16 protein-coding genes and 1 pseudogene are annotated in these 15,752 nt (G+C 67.9%); 5 read left to right on the top strand and 12 right to left on the bottom strand.

The genetic code is table 11. The features are described 5' to 3' along the window. Positions 1–458 precede the first annotated feature (458 nt). Entirely contained in the window at positions 459–1,214 is a 756-nt protein-coding gene (locus FHX78_RS32160; RefSeq protein ID WP_145870874.1) for a thioesterase II family protein, read from the top strand. Between the two features lie 63 nt (positions 1,215–1,277). After that, on the top strand, positions 1,278–2,702 hold the full coding sequence (locus FHX78_RS32155) for an amidase (protein ID WP_229924207.1): 1,425 nt from the start codon (positions 1,278–1,280) through the stop codon (positions 2,700–2,702). Positions 2,703–2,910: 208 nt separating this feature from the next. On the opposite strand, the pseudogene FHX78_RS32150 reads toward FHX78_RS32155, so the two are convergent. From FHX78_RS32150 to FHX78_RS32140, 3 genes and pseudogenes are all read right to left on the bottom strand, one after another. Further along, positions 2,911–3,249 (bottom strand): annotated as a pseudogene (locus FHX78_RS32150) (helix-turn-helix domain-containing protein); the annotation flags it as partial. A 112-nt stretch (positions 3,250–3,361) separates the two neighbouring features. After that, positions 3,362–4,228, bottom strand: coding sequence for an NAD(P)H-binding protein (locus FHX78_RS32145; protein ID WP_145870873.1), 867 nt, complete (start codon positions 4,226–4,228; stop codon positions 3,362–3,364). Then, the gene (locus tag FHX78_RS32140; RefSeq protein ID WP_145870872.1) at positions 4,225–4,671 is read right to left on the bottom strand and encodes a nuclear transport factor 2 family protein; all 447 of its coding nucleotides are present in this window, start codon (positions 4,669–4,671) and stop codon (positions 4,225–4,227) included. Before FHX78_RS32140 ends, FHX78_RS32145 begins: the two co-directional genes overlap by 4 nt. A gap of 135 nt (positions 4,672–4,806) precedes the next feature. On the opposite strand from FHX78_RS32140, the gene FHX78_RS32135 reads away from it, so the two are divergent. Further along, positions 4,807–5,652: a helix-turn-helix transcriptional regulator gene (locus FHX78_RS32135; RefSeq protein ID WP_145870871.1), complete on the top strand. Its 846-nt coding sequence runs from the start codon at positions 4,807–4,809 to the stop codon at positions 5,650–5,652. Positions 5,653–5,850: 198 nt separating this feature from the next. Here the strand turns inward: FHX78_RS32135 and FHX78_RS37725 are convergent, their stop codons facing one another. The 6 genes from FHX78_RS37725 to FHX78_RS37715 all read right to left on the bottom strand — a co-directional run bounded on the left by FHX78_RS37725 (position 5,851) and on the right by FHX78_RS37715 (position 9,751). Next, positions 5,851–6,249 (bottom strand): restriction endonuclease, encoded by a 399-nt coding sequence (locus FHX78_RS37725; RefSeq protein WP_244403714.1) that lies wholly within the window; start codon positions 6,247–6,249, stop codon positions 5,851–5,853. Between the two features lie 8 nt (positions 6,250–6,257). Beyond that, a complete protein-coding gene (locus FHX78_RS37720) occupies positions 6,258–6,563 on the bottom strand; it encodes a hypothetical protein (RefSeq protein WP_244403713.1) in 306 nt (101 codons plus the stop codon). 43 nt (positions 6,564–6,606) lie between these two features. Continuing rightward, entirely contained in the window at positions 6,607–7,281 is a 675-nt protein-coding gene (locus FHX78_RS32125; RefSeq protein WP_145870870.1) for a restriction endonuclease, read from the bottom strand. Beyond that, positions 7,281–7,493: a hypothetical protein gene (locus FHX78_RS32120; protein WP_145870869.1), complete on the bottom strand. Its 213-nt coding sequence runs from the start codon at positions 7,491–7,493 to the stop codon at positions 7,281–7,283. The genes FHX78_RS32125 and FHX78_RS32120 overlap by 1 nt, the downstream gene beginning before the upstream one ends. Before the next feature lie 675 nt (positions 7,494–8,168). After that, positions 8,169–9,563, bottom strand: coding sequence for a tyrosine-type recombinase/integrase (locus tag FHX78_RS32115; RefSeq protein WP_073946052.1), 1,395 nt, complete (start codon positions 9,561–9,563; stop codon positions 8,169–8,171). Then, positions 9,554–9,751 (bottom strand): helix-turn-helix transcriptional regulator, encoded by a 198-nt coding sequence (locus tag FHX78_RS37715; RefSeq protein ID WP_073946053.1) that lies wholly within the window; start codon positions 9,749–9,751, stop codon positions 9,554–9,556. The genes FHX78_RS32115 and FHX78_RS37715 overlap by 10 nt, the downstream gene beginning before the upstream one ends. A gap of 1,548 nt (positions 9,752–11,299) precedes the next feature. On the opposite strand from FHX78_RS37715, the gene cutA reads away from it, so the two are divergent. Beyond that, positions 11,300–11,620: a divalent-cation tolerance protein CutA gene (gene cutA / locus FHX78_RS32105; protein ID WP_073948164.1), complete on the top strand. Its 321-nt coding sequence runs from the start codon at positions 11,300–11,302 to the stop codon at positions 11,618–11,620. Between the two features lie 74 nt (positions 11,621–11,694). On the opposite strand, the gene FHX78_RS32100 is transcribed toward cutA, so the two are convergent. After that, positions 11,695–12,936 carry a helix-turn-helix transcriptional regulator gene (locus FHX78_RS32100; RefSeq protein WP_145870868.1) on the bottom strand — a complete coding sequence of 414 codons (1,242 nt, stop codon included), beginning with the start codon at positions 12,934–12,936 and terminating at the stop codon, positions 11,695–11,697. A gap of 130 nt (positions 12,937–13,066) precedes the next feature. Between FHX78_RS32100 and FHX78_RS32095 the strand changes: the two genes are divergently transcribed. Then, on the top strand, positions 13,067–13,576 hold the full coding sequence (locus tag FHX78_RS32095; RefSeq protein ID WP_145870867.1) for an ATP-binding protein: 510 nt from the start codon (positions 13,067–13,069) through the stop codon (positions 13,574–13,576). A 62-nt stretch (positions 13,577–13,638) separates the two neighbouring features. On the opposite strand, the gene FHX78_RS32090 is transcribed toward FHX78_RS32095, so the two are convergent. Together FHX78_RS32090 and FHX78_RS32085 are read right to left on the bottom strand one after the other, a co-directional pair. Further along, positions 13,639–14,139, bottom strand: coding sequence for an SAM-dependent methyltransferase (locus tag FHX78_RS32090; protein ID WP_055493703.1), 501 nt, complete (start codon positions 14,137–14,139; stop codon positions 13,639–13,641). Between the two features lie 72 nt (positions 14,140–14,211). Beyond that, on the bottom strand, positions 14,212–15,600 hold the full coding sequence (locus tag FHX78_RS32085; RefSeq protein ID WP_189908716.1) for an NsdA family TPR-like regulatory protein: 1,389 nt from the start codon (positions 15,598–15,600) through the stop codon (positions 14,212–14,214). Between the last annotated feature and the right edge of the window lie 152 nt (positions 15,601–15,752).

The raw sequence follows: 15,752 nt of genomic DNA, 5'->3' as shown, positions 1-15,752 counted from the left end.
GTCGGAGAGGCGGGCATGCCGAATGACGTCATAGCGCTGCTGAACCATGTATGTGTACGCCCCGTCCCCCGTGCCCGGCGTTTCCCACCGTCGAGCAGCCGCCTGCCAACCCACTCGTTGACGGCTACCACGCTACGCTGCGTCACGAAGTGACCAAATGTCAAGCGTCAATTGTTCACGCCTCGTTCGTCATCACCGGTTCCGCTTGCTCAGGACTTCCTGGTGATCCGAGGATCCGGTGGGTGCGAGTTGCGGGGACGGAGTCATGAGCCGGTGGCCGCATCGGCTCACCATTCCTACCTCAGCGCTCCGGGACCCCCTCCGGTGTCCTGTCGGGAACGCGGGGCGCTTAGGGTGGCCCTCGCCCGCGCGCCAGTCGTGCGCGAGCACCGTCGGCGGGAGCGGGCACCACCCGGCCGTCCGTCGCCACTGGCACGACGCGAAGAAGAGGCACCGTGATGGCAGCTATGGGAAGCGCCTGGGTCCGGCGATTCCATCCGGCACCGGAGGCGCGCGACCGCGTCGTCTGCTTCCCTCACGCGGGTGGCTCGGCGACGTACTACTTCCCGTTCTCGGCCGCGCTCTCCCCGGCGGCGGACGTGCTGGCCGTGCAGTACCCCGGCCGGCAGGACCGCCTTCACGAACCGCGGATCACGGACATCTCGGCCCTCGCGGACCAGCTCACCGATGAGCTCGAGCGCTGGGCCCTGCGGCCACTGACGTTCTTCGGGCACAGCATGGGCGCCACGGTCGCCTTCGAGGTGGCCCGGCGGCTGGAGGCACGCGGTGTCGTCCTGCGCGGCCTCTTCGTGTCCGGGCGGCGGGCGCCGTCGCGGCAGCGCGAGGAGCAGGTGCACCTGCGCGACGACCAGGGGCTCGTCGAGGAGCTGCGGCGGCTGAGCGGCACGGACTCGGACCTGCTCGCCAACGAGGCGGTCCTGGCCATGGTGCTGCCCGCCATGCGCGACGACTACCGAGCCATCGAGACCTACCGCTACCGGCCGGGGCCGCCCCTGAACTGCCCGGTCCTCGCGCTGACCGGCGACAGCGACCCCTTGGTCGAGGTCGCCGACGCCAGGGCCTGGGCGCAGCACACCGTGGCGCCGTTCCAGTTGCGAGTCTTCCCTGGTGGTCACTTCTTCCTCAGCGATCACACCGAGTCGATCGTGCGGGAGATCACCGACCACCTCGGCGCCACTGCCCCGGGCTGCTGACCCCTCCGCCCACTCGCCCACTCGCCCACACGACCGCAACGCACGGCACAGAGAGAACAAGGAGTGGGAGCGCTGGAGCTCGACGAGTACGCGTCCTTCGACGCGGTGGGGCTGCGTGAGCTGATCCGGACGCGCCAGGTGACCGCGGCCGAGGTCGAGGACTGCGCGCGGCGCGCCCTGGAGCAGGCCGACGCCGATCTCAACGCGCTGACGCAGCCGCCGTTCGACCCGTCCCTCGCCCATGACCCCGAGGGCCCCTTCGGCGGGGTGCCGTTCGTCATCAAGGACAGCGGGCCCTTCGCGCAGGGCGTGCCCTTCACCATCGGCAGCCGTGCCATCGAAGGCGCCTACGCCCTCGTCGACCACGACCTGATGGCCCGGTTCCGCGCCGCGGGCCTGGTGACGCTCGGGCAGAGCACCGCGCCGGAGTTCGGCCTGAACTTCGCGACCGAGTCGGTGCGCTACGGCCCGACGCGCAACCCCTGGAACCCCGAACGCGGCGTGGGCGGGTCGAGCGGCGGGGCGGCCGCCCTGGTCGCGGCAGGCGCGGTGCCGTTGGCTCACGCGAACGACGCGGGCGGGTCCATTCGCGTCCCGGCCTCGTCGTGCGGCCTCGTCGGGCTCAAGCCGGGCCTCGGGCGCACGCCGTGCGGGCCGACCAGCGGAGAGATCGCCTTCGGGCAGTTGGTGGAGTTCGCGGTCACGCGCACCGTGCGGGACACCGCCCACCTGCTGGACGCCGTCTGCGCGCCCGCCGTCGGCGACAAGTACCAGGCGCCGCCACCCGCCCGGCCGTATGCCGAGGCCATCCGCACCGACCCCGGGCGGTTGCGGATCGCCCTGACCACCGAACCGTGGACGGGCGGCACCGTGGACCCCCAGGTCGCCGACGCGGCGGTCACCACGGGCCAGGTCCTGGAGTGGATCGGCCATGCGGTGACCGGGGCCGGGCCGGACGTCGACGGCCAAGCCGTCATCGAGGCCGCGATGCTGACGGTCGTCACCACCGGCGGCGCCGTGCTGCGCGGCGCACCCCGCAGGCCCGACCCCGCGAAGCTGGAGGCGGTCTCCCGGCGGGTACTCACCGAGGCCGAGGGGTTCACGCTGCTCGACGTGATGGCCGCGACGCAGGCGCAGAACGAGGTGACGCGGTCCGTCGGCCGCTTCTTCCAGGAGTACGACCTGCTCCTGACGCCCACGCTCGGCCGTCTGCCCGCACCCCACGGGGCCCTCGACTACGACCACGACGGGCACTCGGCGCGCTCGTGGCTGCACCGCCTGTTCACATACGGCCCCTTCACCGCCACGTTCAACGTGTCGGGCAACCCGGCGATCAGCCTCCCGCTGGGCCAGAGCCGCGAGGGCCTGCCCATCGGTGTACAGATGGTGGCCACGCACGGCCGTGAGGACCTGCTGCTCCAGGTGGCCGCGCAGCTGGAGCAGGCCGTTCCGTGGCGGGACCGCACCCCTCGGATCCACGTCGGCTGAGCGCGCCCGGCCCCTGACCGACAAGCGCCGAGGAACTGTACGACCTGCTGGCCAAAGGACAGGTGGAGGCATACCGGAACCGGGCGTACGAGCTACGCGACACCTGCCCGACCAGCACCACGGCCCCGCTGTGGGCCCCGTTTCCTTCGGCGACGACGGCACCGTGATGGCCTGACGGCTGCTGCCTACGCAGAACGAAGGAGAGCTCTCGCCGGTGCTTGGCGCAGTAGTCCGCCCGGCCGTCGCCGACCCGGTCGCACGACGAAGTCGGGTTCGTGCTCGCGCAGGACCTTGAGCAGGCCCGGCGCACGCCCGGCGAGCAGGTCGACGACCGCGCTGGTGCAGGCGTGGCGGTGGACTCGCTGATCCCGAAGCCCGTGGCGATCTTCGCGAGAGTGGTGTGCTCGCGCACGTACACCAGTGCCACCATCGCGCGCTGGGCCGGACGCAGCTTGCAGCGCCGGTCGCCCTCACGGGTGACGATCAGCAGGGTGACCCACTCCACGAGTGCATGCGGAAGGCCGCGTGCGGCGGGACGGACGACCAACGAGGCTCCGAGCAACGTGATGGAGACGTCAGACACCTCGATCAACAGCCCGGGGGCCTCGCTCGTTGCGCTTCACGGCCCATCACCCGATCGGTGGCCCACTCGAAGAAGCTCAGTCTTCGGGTGTCCCGGCGCTCGCCCACTGGGGTGCGTGGTCCTGGACGAACTCGGCGAAGGTGCGGGGCGGGCGGCCGGTCAGGTCCAGCACCGCAGTGCTGACCTGGTCGTCCCGGCCGGTTCCGATGCCGGCGTCGACGGCGGCGAGGGCGGTCGCGAAGGCGTCCGGCAGGCCGGCCGCACGGTAGGTGTCTGCCTGCTCGGTGACCCCGACGGGCACGACCCGGACCGGTCGCCCGGTGTGGTGGGTGATGATCTGTGCCGCGTCCTGGTAGCTCAGCGCCTTCGGCCCGGTGAGCAGGTAGTCACGCCGGTCGTCGGGGTGTTCGTCGGGGTCGGTCAGTAGTGCGGCGGCGGCCGCCGCGATGTCTCGTGCGTCGATCCAGCCCACCCGGCCGGTTCCGGCGGCGGTGCGGATCTCGCCGTGTCGCCGGATCCGCTCACCCAGCGGGTGGGGGGCCAGGAAGTTCTGCATGAACCCGGAGGGGCGCAGCACCACCCATCCGGGCCGGGCCCGCACGTGCGCGGCCAGTTCCAGCGCGCCGGGGGCATCGGGCAGCACGATGGCGGAGCCGAGCAGCACCACCCGGCGCACGCCGAGGTGTTCGGCCTCGGCCAGGAACGGTTCGACCAGCGGCATCGGGTCCGTGGTGTTCACCGGAGGCACCAGGTAGACCTGATCCATCCCGTGCAGCGCGGCCGAATGGGTGGCCGGGTCGTTCCAGTCGAACCGCACCGCGTCCGGGGCGTCGGCCGGTGGGGTGCGGCTGGCCACCCGGACCGGTACACCCCTTTTGCGGAGCAGTCCGGCCAGGGTGCGGCCCGTCTTCCCGGTGCCGCCGCTGATCAGCACGCCGGTCATCGGGTGGCCTGCGAACGCAGCGAGCCGAGCAGTTCGGGCAGCGTGCCGGCCGCTGAGGCGGCGGTCAGCGGGTTCCAGTAGTCCCGGTAACGGGTGATCAGGCCGTGGTGGGTGGTGAGCACCGTGATGTGGTCCAACTGGTACGGCTCATCGGTGGCCACCGTGCGGCCGTGTGCGGTGAACTCCACCACGATGGTGTCCGGCTGATCCGTGTGGTGCACGGTGACGGTCGGGATCGCCCGCACGTCCATCAGTTCCGGGTAGCCGGCCAGATAGTCCCGGACGGCCTCACGTCCGGTCAGCTGTTTCGGTGAGGCCCCTGCGGCGAAGGGGAACTCGGCGGTGCCGTACTCCGCCCACAGATCGGCGATGGCATCCATGTCTTTGGCCAGCAGCAGCTCCAGCAGCCGGCGGAAGGTCTCTTCGCAAGTGCGTGGTGGCACGGTGATTCTCCAGCGTTCAGCAGGTCGTGTGACCGCACCAGAGTGGGCGCACGGGGCGGCACCGCGGAACGCACCAATGAGCCCCGGACCACTGGTCCGTGGATAGGCCGAGTGCCGTTGTGCCAACCTGGCCGGGTGAACAGAGGAGAACTGGCCGACTTCCTGCGCCGTCGACGCGAGGCGCTGCGCCCGGCCGAGATGCCGGCCACGGCCGTCCACCCACCCGGCCTGCGGGCACGGCGCACCCCCGGGCTGCGCCGGGAAGAGGTGGCTGCCCTGGCCGGGGTGTCCACCAGTTACTACGAGCGACTGGAGCAGGCCCGCGCGCCGCGTCCGTCACCGCAGGTGCTGACCGCGCTGGGCACGGCACTGCGCCTCACCACCACAGAGCGTGAGCACCTGGCGCGGCTCGCCGGGCAGATCCCGCCCAGTACGGACGCCGATCGTGCGCCGGTGCCCGCCGATGCACGCCGACTGCTGCACCGGCTCGGGCCGATACCCGCCTATCTGGTGAACGACCTGGAGGACATCGTGGCCTGGAACGCTGCGGCGGCCACGTTGATCACCGACTTCGCACAGCTGCCCCTCCACGAGCGCAACACCGTGCGCCTCGCCATCCGGCTGGGCGGCACCCTCTGCTCGGCACCCACCGGCGCGGAAGGCGACTTCGCCCGGCAGTCCGCCACCCACCTGCGCGCGGCCGGCGCCCGCCGCCCGGCGGACCGTGCGCTGGGCGAGCTGGTCAACGAGTACGCCGCACACAACCCGGACTTCGTCGCCGGCTGGCGCAGCCACGACGTGCGCCCCCGCCCGACACTGCGCAAACGCCTGCATCATCCGGAACTCGGCGAGCTGGAACTGGACCGCCAAACCCTGCTCATGCCCGGTACCAGCCTGCGGCTGGTGCTCTACACCGCAGATCCCGGCAGCCCGAGCGCCACCATACTGGCCCAGCTGGACACTCCCGACACGGCACCGTGACCGTTGGCCCAGGCCAGGTGGGGGGGTAAACCCTTGTCCCGAACGCTCGAGAGCCCCGGTCCCGTGACTGGCACGGCTTCGCGGCCGCGTCACGGCCATCGTCCCAGTCCCGTAGACAGCCGCGCACCTCAACCAGTGCCTTGTACCGACGACAGGCGGGAGCTCCCCGGGACTGACTCTGCTGCGTGTGCGCTGGCGTCACCGTGTCGTGCTTTGGATGCCGAGGACGTCATAGAGGTGCTCGCCGTGGGCCCATCGTTTCAATTCCGGGCGGCCCATGAGGATGAGCTGGTGATGCTGGGCGAAGTCGATCGCCGGCTGCGTGAAGCCGTTGAGCGCGATCATGATCGGGAGGTCGGCTCCGTGATGCGGGCGGGCTGTCCCGTTGAACTTCTGCACGTGGCCTGACCCGACTGGGCTCTGATACTGCTTGCACTGCACGATCAGGAGGCGCTCTTCGTCATCGCGGACAGTGATGTCCACGCCGAGGTCACCGGCGCCTCCGACCCGCTTGGGACGCCGGAATCCGTCACGGGCCAGGAGCTCAGCGCACGCCTGCTCGAAACCCGTCGCGCTCATCGCCGAAAGCTGCTTCATCTTGAAGGTCAGCGCGTCCGCTTCGATCGCATCGCCAGAGGGAACGGCGAACGTGTCGTCCGCGCAGGCGTAGGTGTCGGCGCCGAACAGAAATGACAGGATTCTGGGAGCAGGAGCAGCATGGACACTCCGCCGACCACGAAGAGCCCGGTCCACCACGGGTGATCGGCTATCAGCCCCCACAGATCTACGGTGATCCACTGGCCGACGTCCTCGGTGAGCCACTCCCAGAGCATCTTTCCGACGGCCAGCACGATGACCGCATACAGCAGGAACTTCAGCAGCGGGTCGAGCGACCCGTCCTCGTCGAACACCACACCTCCAGACGTCTTGGGCAGCGATCACGATCTGTGCCAGTCATGCCACACGCCTGAATCGGCTCGGGCGGGAGCGCGCGGACCATCCGAGGAGCTCGTGCAGAGCGGCACCGTCCTCGGCCCAGCGCCGTAGCTTTTCCCGGTCGATCCAGTGGACGCCGTGCCGGTCGCCCCACGCCATGGCATCGCGTGTGAAGGCTCCGTTGGTGACGACGACAGCGTGATCGGCTTTGTGGACCGGCCCGGCCGTCCCCTTCACCGCGTACATCACAGCTGAGCCCACCTTCCCGCCGACGCGGGTGTGCTTGGCCTGCACCACGATCCGGCCGCGCTGCGGATGGTCACCGATGACGTCGGCGGCCTGGTCGCCGCCGCCACCCACTCTGCGGGCCGGCCAGCCGTCGCGGACCAGCAGATCCCGCAGGGCGTACTCGAAGCGACGGTCGTCCATGGTGTCGAACTCCGCGAGCGTGATCCGCAGAGTGGCCAGCCGCTCCTTCTCCCGACGCCGCATCGTGGCCGCCTGCCTGATCCGCCACGCCGCGCCGGCCCCCGTGAGCAGGGCGAGAGCCAGCAGGGCAGGCCAGGCCGCCTTCAGTGTGCCGACCGCCGTGGCCGCCGTCCGCGCCACCAGGACGAGCACAGCCAGGGCGACGACAGCCGCTGCGACCAGTTCCGCGGCACCGCGAGGACGCCGCAGACGTACCCGTCCCATCAGCGGTCGCCCGTCGCGCTGGCCGCCGGCTTCGGATCCGCCGGCGGTGTCGTGGCAGTGGACTCACTGAACCCGAACACCTGCCCCCACAGCCACACTCCCGCCAGTAAGCCGGCAATCATCCAACCGCTCATGCGCTTGGCACTCCTGGGCTTCGGATTGCGACGGATGTGTCCGCGCACCCGGTGGAACCCGTCCGGCACCTTCGACATGTTTCCCCCTCCCGTCGGTGGGCCGCGGAGCGCGGCTCATCCCAACAAAAGGGTGTAGCAGTGGGCACTGACAGCAACTGATGGGTCATCACGGCGCTACGCCCCGGTCGAGTCGCCATCAGGCCAGGAGTGCCCACACCGTCAGGCCAATTCACGAGGCAGCGAGCCTGAGGCAGCTCAGCTGGGCGAATGCCCTTCTCAGCTCCCAAGCGGTTCACCACGGCCCTTTCCCGCCAGTCCTCACACGGCGCGTGACCGTCCATCTCTCACCTGCGGAAACAGCCCCGGTCACGCCAAGCGGATCTCTACCGACGAATGGCGAAAAGCAGCGGAGGCGCACTCACAGCCATAGTGCGCCGGAGCCGCCCCCTTCGAACCGTGGTACTGCGACCACGGCCCGGGGGCGTCACAGGGTCGCTGTTTCGCTGGTCCAACTGCATCTGAGCCGTCTACCACCAGCAGACGAAGAATCTTCTGGTGTCGTACTCGCCGAAGAGGCTGGGCTTCTTCTAGACACATGCGAAATGGCGCCTGACCTGGGTTTTCACCCGTCAGGCGCCCTTCGTGCAACCCGTTCTCGACCGGGCCCGGCTTGCGTGCTAACTCCCAATTCCTCCCACGACTGCACCCCTCCTGACCAGTGCTTCCGGACCAGTCACGGACCAAACCCCCGGTTCAGCCCTCGGGTACGTCACCCTGACTGACGCGCTGCCACTCGTTCATGGACTGCTCGATGAGACGGTTCGCCTGCTCTCGAAGGCCGTCAAGGAACTTGGCGTAGTGGCGAAAGAGAACCTCGATGCTCTGGCCGGCGCGGCGGGCGCACTCGGCCGGGTCCACTCCGGAGTAGAGCCAGAACGAGATCCCGGCGTGACGGAGATCGTAAGGCCGCTTGGCCAGGCGAGAAGTGCGCTCAGTACGGGTCAGGGCGTATTCCCGGGCCCGCGCCCATGTGATGCCGTAGGCGGCAGCGTCCACGTAGTTGCCAGCCTGGTTCCGGAAAAGTCGACCGTCAGGTGCCACGTCGAACCGATTCACATGGGCACGCAGCATGCGTACGAACTGCGGCGGGATGGGAACAGGCCGCGTCGCGCTTGCCGCGCGACGCTTGAGCGAGTGCACCTCGTGCACCTCACCGTCGTCGGTCCACCCCTTGCCAGACGTGACGACCCCGCCCGAGAGGTTCAGCATGCCCCATCCCGTCTTTGGCAAGTGGCATTGCTCGATCCGAAGGTGGATGACCTCTGCTGGCCGCATAGCCGCGAAGTACATGCAACCGAAGAATGCTTCAAGATGAGGACCCCGCCCCCGCTGGCGAGCAACGGCCTCGAGCAGCCGAAGCACCTGGGCCGGATTGGGAACGGCGGCCGGATCCACCTCCTCACTGACTGCTGGCGCTTGCCACCGGAGCCCTTTGAGGGGGTTTTCTGCGAAGTACCCCTTCTCCACCGCAGTGTTGAGAGCTTCGTTGAACGCAGCCCTCTTGCGTCGGGCTGTTTTAGCCGCAGCCGCCTTGCCGTCCAGCTTGCGGCACATCGCATCGAGGGCCCGCCTCAGAACGTCGGCTTCCGCGAGGGCGCTGACCGGCAGCGAGTTGCGCTTCATCCAGTCCAGCGCATGGAGCCACTCCTCGGTGGGCTCGCACTCCCAAGCTTTCTTGTTGAATGCCCACGAGTACAGGGCACGCCGCAGTACCCGCGGATCGGAATAGGCTGCGCCGGGGCGTACCAGGGCGGGCGTGACCGTAGCGAAGGCATCAGCCAGGGTGCGGCGGGTGTTCCCTGGCGTGCGCTCCCATCTTTGCTCGATGTATTCGTGCACCAGGTCGTACCACGTAGTGCGCTGCTTGATGGACCGCAACTCGGATGCTGGCAGACCTGTGTGCTCGTCAAACGGCTCACCCTCGCGCGCGGCTGTCATCAGCTTCGCACGCCGGCTGTCAGCAAGCGCGAACGCGATGAAGGACTCAGACTTCTCTCGCCCGTTAACCGTCCACCGAATCTGGAAAGGCTTGCGCCGGTCGGGGCGCTCACGTATCTCCCAGAAGCGGATGTTATAACTCATCGCCATCCAGGCGTATCCCTTTCACACGCATCCCACCACGCATCCAGATCGGCGCGGCGGCAGCGCAGTTCACCATTGGGCAGCTTGATCATTCGGGGTGCCTGACCGCGAGCGCGCAGGCGATAGAAAGCCGACGGGCTCATCCTGATTTCCGCTAGGACCTCGGCGAGCTTGAGCGCAGGTGGACGAGCCATTGATGTTTCCTCGGATGTTCCAGATATGTCGGCGGCCCAAGCAGCAGTGCTCGACTTGCACCCACTCCGCCGCAACTGATGGGCAAACTCTGTCAGTTACGGGGACTACTGGTCGCCGACATGAAGGGCCATGGTGTCCGAACGGCTCCACCGCCAAGCACAGCCGCTGAGAACACCTCAATGGTCGTCACGATCGCCGGTTTGGCCAACCGGCGATCGTGGTCTATGTTGCGCCCCGCAGGGCAACTCACGGACGATTGCAACGGACGAAACGCAGGGGGCCAATCGGCGCGATCGGAGAACAAGGCCGCGCCGTCCGTCACGAACACCCCGAGTCCGTTGTCAACGCGGTCGCACAAACACAGAGGCACAGCGCCGGGGAGGAGCGGCGCAATCCTCTCGCTCCGATGTGGTCCATACGTTCAGGGCACCAAGTGTCGAGCAGATGGGGGCGTTGAATCGGACCGATCGGAGAGCGGCATTCGACAGGGGTGCTCCTTGGGTCGGGGCCTCTGCGATGAGGCCGAGCAGCGCGAGGTGTCGGACGTCGTCATGGCCGACGTGCAGGTCGGCCTGGAATCCTGAATCCCGCCACTGACCTGGTATTTTCCGGGACGTTGTACGTTGACATATTCCCAGAGGAGGTTCCAGTCCTTCGGGGCTGTTTCTCGTCTGCCGTGGGCGAATGCCGAGCCGCGGGAAGGCCAACCGAAAGACGCAGGGGGCGTTCCGTCGGAGAAGAGGGGCAAGGCGTGCTCCTCCTTCACCTGACTCGGTCGCACCTTGATGTCGATGTGCACGATGCCAGGGACCAGCCCGGACGAGCGGCAGACAACCTCCGAAAAGAAGGCGGCGGAGGTCGCCGGCTACGCTGCAGACATACCAGTGGAGGGCGCAGGCAATTGGGGAGCGAAGTGAAACTGAAGAGCTACAACACCTGAGTGTCGGAGTGTTCGTGAGGGTTACATGGATCCCTCTCCAGTTCCAGGGTCACGGCGCTGCACGGCCATGCAGGCAGTCGACACGGTACTGAGCCTCTGCTTGCCACTCGGTCGCGTGGCCTCATACGGGGCTTGTAGGTTGCCATGCGCAACTCGCGAGGAGGAACTCGTATCCTTCGCACCTCGGTGACGTCCGTGCCGTACGTCTCGCGAAACTGGGCGTACTCGGTCTCGGTGGCCGCGTTGGCCGTCGTCATCTCCGCGGCCATAGAGTCAAGATCACACTCCGACGGCACGACGGCGACCCGCTTGAAGTCCATCAGTAGCGGACGGGCCGTCGTGCGGTCGACGTTCACAGGTCACGCACTCGGGTGTGCCCGCGGCTCTGTGCCCCCTAATTGCGGGGTTCCGCTTTCGATGCCGCAACTACCCGTGACCGTCCTCGGACAGGGGCGTCGCCGCCTCGATGGCTCGGTGACCCGCATGATCACGCCGCTCTGTTTAGCGGATGGTCCGGCACGGGCCGGGATGATGCTGTTTCAGCAGCGTGACGTGTGCCCTTGACGGCTCGGTAGAGTCGCGGTAACTGAACTGGAGAGGTAATTGCATGGCCAACGAGATTGTGATCGCGCAGACGACCAGCGACAACGAGGATCAGGCGAAGGCGTTGGCCCGTGGCGCGGTCGAGAGCAAGCTGGCAGCGGGCGTTCACATTGATGCGCCGATCACAGCCTTCTACTGGTGGAAGGGGAAGGTCGAGACGGCGCAGGAGTGGCGGATCTCGTACATGACTACGACGGACCGTCTCCCGGCACTAGAGGCGTGGCTGCACGAGAAGCACCCCTACGACGTTCCCCAGTGGATCACGCTGCCCGTGACCGGCGGGTCGGAGGCGTACCTATCCTGGGTTATCGAGGAGACGGCATAGGTTCTGCGGAGCGCCGGGCCGCCCGTACGACGGCGCTCGCGTCCTGGGCTTACCCGCCTACTGCGTGTGGGGTCTCAGGATGCGAACTTCCGTAGATGGCGGCCGAGTTCCTGCTCACTGTCAGGGAGCGACGAGGCGATAGTCGATGCGCGCTCCTTGCCCATCGTGTTGGGCTTGGCCTCTGCAGCTGCGACGAACTGACGTGACACGTACACCCCTTGATCGACGTCACCCCCACGCAGTAGGGCCGAAGCGAGATCACCGAGGACCACGACGCCCCCGTCCGGTAGTCCGTCTCCGAGGCGGTCGACCGCGGTATCAGCTGTGGACGTGAGCTCGGGACGCCTCAGCTGGCCGTACACGGACAGGGCCAACGAGTCCATGCGGTATGGGGTCACGAACCTGACCCATGCCTGCTCGCTGGCGTGGTCCGCGAAATCGTAAGCGAAGCGCGCTCGGTCTAACGCCCGGAGCGCCCCCACCTCGTCGCCGGCCGCCGCAGCTTCTTCCGCACGCCTACCGAGAACCCAGGCGGCAGCAGTAGCGTTACCGTGGCCGCGCACGTCGTTGGCGGCTTGGGAGAGGAACTCCATCTTCGCCTTTGGCGTCAAAGCGCCGTAGCTGCTGTAGGTCAGGGCCAGGGCTCGGAGTGGAGGATGCCCGGCAGCCGCCGCGCACTGCGACGTGACTTTGTAGTAGGCGTTGGCTTTGTCGTGCTCCCCTAGGTCCCAGGCCACCCAACCGGCCAGAGCGGCGGTTTCTCCGGCGGCGATGGTGAGAGCGCCTTCGTGATCGCCTGCACGAGGCAGGGCCGCAGTGATCGCGTCAAGATGCGACTCGACCGTTTTTTGTAGCCGCCGCGCGCTGAGGTTGAGTTCCTGGACGTGCAGTTCAGCGGCTCGGTCGATGAGCGCGGCGGCAGCGGGCGAATCGATCTTGGCCCCCTTGCTGAGGGCGAAGGCGAGGCGCCCCCAGGGCTCGGCGGCCACGCTCACGCCGATGGTGGCGCTACCCAGGAGCGTGCGACGCTTCACGGCGTCTTGCTCCTCCCCTGCATCGGCATGCCCCTTTCTCTTCCGAGCGCGGGCGGCCTTGGCCTCTCGCTGTAGTTCCTCGAAGGGGACACCACAGGCCGCCGCGATGTGCCCGATCGTGTGGTTGGTAGGAATGTTCTCGAAGTTCTCATAACGGCTGATCTCTCGGCGGGTCATGGTGTCCCGGCCGGAGACAGCGTTGATCGCCTCCGCCTGCTCCTCCTGAGTCCGGCCCGCCTCCTGCCGAAGCCGGAGGAGCAGGTCGGCGAACGGGTCTGGCATGAGTGTGACCTCTGTTGGTGGGCGGAATCCAATCATGGCCTCAATTCCCCCTGCAGTTTCCCCCTTGCCGTACTTTTCCCCCTCTGGATTCCCCTGGTCGACGGCGTCGCCGCGCGGTGCCATAGCCCACATGACCAGGCTCCAAGAGGCGGCCCCGCCCGGCGGGGGCATCCGTAGCTGTGCGGACACAGCAGGCGCGTCATGCGTCAGGCCCGTTCAGGAAGACGAGCCCGGCGCATGGGCGAGGGCAGAGGTACCGGCGGCATCCCATGCCTGTCAGGCGGCCCTTCTCCCCGACCTCGCGAAGGTCGGGGAGATGCGGCGCATAGCCAGGGCGTTCCTGCGGCGGTGCCGTGTTTCGGAGCCGGTGGCGGGGCTCGTCGTACTGGCCGTCTCGGAGCTGGTCACCAACGCCGTAGTCCACGGTGAGGGCGAAGTCGTGCTCCGCATCACGGTGGGCGTCGACGTGGTGCGTGTCTCGGTAACCGACCACAACCCGGCGCCCGCTGTGCTCAAGGAAGCCGGACCCGACGGTGAATCGGGGCGCGGGATCCGGCTGGTCGATGCGATCTCAGACGCATGGGATAGCAGCGGCGAGGAGACGTGGTGTGAGTTCCAAGACGCGAGGGCTGCAGCTTGAGCCAGACCTCCAGTTGGTTGCCGACGATGCAAATGGCAAGCCGGGCAGCTCAGTCGCTTCTGTCACACAGGGCGCTCCGAGGGCCGTTCGCTTGCCTTCGCCCAGTAATTCGGTTCGAGCATCTCGCCGGGCCAGGCGGGCTGACGGATCGGGCCACGAGGCCCCATCTGTTCGAAGTACGGTGCCAAGTCGATCACGGGCGTTCCGTCTACAGCATCGAGATCGGTGACCAACAGGTCCCGTCCCTCGACCTCGAGCAGCCGCGGGTAGCTGATCGCCAGTTGATTGGGACGCCGATGGTTGCGGTGGACGAAGGTACCGGTCGACGGCCAGTCCGGATTCCCGCGGGGGCTGCGTGCGTGGAGCTGGACATCTTCCGGTCGCGCCAGGTGGAAGAGCCAGGTCACCGTCAGGTGGGAAAACTCTTCGATTCCCTGCAGCGTCTCAAGCGGGTACGCCTCGTTGAGTCGGATGACCGACTCGACTCCGCCCTGGTAATCGTCCTGAACGCGGGTGTGGCCCCCGACCACCGTTGCGATCGATTCGACCTCGTACGTTGCCATCGGCGCTCGTTCCTCTCTAACGGGGTCGCGTGTTCAGCAGCTGCCGTCAATAGCTGCGGACGTGCCCTGTGGTCAGCCTATGGCGCGCAGCATTTCCCGCGCCCGGCGGTCCAGTTCGGCGACGTGGCGGCCACCACGTTGCCGCACAGGCGAGAGGTCGCTCTGCATGCGGACGATGACGTCGCGGGCGCGGCCGGACTGGACGCCAGCCATGGCGTCCAGCGCTTGTCCCCAGGTACCACATGCCTCATCAAGGCGTCCCTGCTGGACCTGGACAGCACCGAGGTAGCCGAGCGTCACACTGTGGGTACGGGCATACTGCTGCCGCCGGCGGGTGGCGACGCTGCGCTGGAAATGCAACTCCGCGTCGAGAGGATTTCCCAGGTCCCGCAAGGCACACGCAGTCTCGTGGGCGAGGGAGGCTTCCTGGAAGAAGCTGACGCGGTCGGGGGCATCCTCGTTATCGGCACGTGCGAGGTCCCTCTCCGCGCGACTGATGGCCGCGAGAGTGCCGCGGCGGTCGCCGCCGGCGGCCAGGGCGCGGGCATGGACTACCGCGAGCAGGGCCTTCTCCCGCGAGCTGGCCTGGCCATAGTGGGTGCGGGACATGGAGGCGTCTGCCAGGTCGAGCGCTCTGCGTGGGTGCCCGAGGTCGACTGCTTGATGGGCGAGGGCACGCAAGATGTGGCCGCCCAGCGGTCCGTCTGCGGCTTCGGCCGCAATGCGTGCGGCGAGGGTGAGGTAGCGCTGGGCGGTCCGATGCTCGGAGGCGTCGAAGGCCATCCAGCCGGCGAGGTAGGTCATCTCTGCCACAGCCGAGTACGTATCCCGGCGGTGCTGTTCCGTTCGGAACCTGCTGCCCAGGAGCGGCACCGCTTCGTCGCGAAGATGGCCGGCCAGGGCCGAGCGCCCCGAGGCTCCACCGCGCTGCTGGTCCCTCGCGGAGTAGAAGGTGGTCAGTTTGCGGACATCGTCGATGTCAGCCTGAGTCACCAGCCGGGAGGAGACTGCAGGGCGCGAGGCCGCCGCGGCCGGGGCGGCTGCCCACCATGGAGCGGCAGGCAGGACGAGGCTGGCGGCCGAGTACGCGGTGGTAGCCAACAGCTTGCGTCGGTGCATGTCCAGATCGTCGCTTCCCAGCTCGGCCAGCACGGTCAGAGGGTCGACGCTCCAGTCAGAACTACTGTCAGTGGATCCTGTCGGCCCATCTTCCAGTCCGAGGTCAGCGAGGGTGAGGCGTCGGCCGAGCCTGCGGGACAGCGTCTCACGCAGGATATGAGGCGCTCGTCCACTGGGCTTCGTGCCCTGGACCCACATGGCGATGTGGGAGCGGGAAATGGCCTCCAGTTCGCGTACACCGCTCTCCGCGGCAACGCGAGCGACCGCGGCGGCTGCTTGGGGCTGGGACCAGCCCGCTTCGCGCAGGAGCGCGGCAAGGGCGACGTTTCTCTCACGGGCCATGTACTGCCCCTCGGTTCCGAAATGATCTTTGACGCCTTTGACGGCCTTGAGGGCCGCGTAGGCATACCCCCTGACAGGGATTCGCGGTTCGCTCAACGTAGCCGCAGGATCACTCACCTTGCACGTCAGTTGCCTGCGGTGCACAGCGTTCC

The sequence above is a fragment of the Streptomyces capillispiralis genome (genome assembly GCF_007829875.1).
GTDB lineage: Bacteria > Actinomycetota > Actinomycetes > Streptomycetales > Streptomycetaceae > Streptomyces > Streptomyces capillispiralis.
The sequence above is the reverse complement of the archived record's forward strand: the minus strand, read 5'-3'. Positions and strand labels throughout refer to the sequence as shown.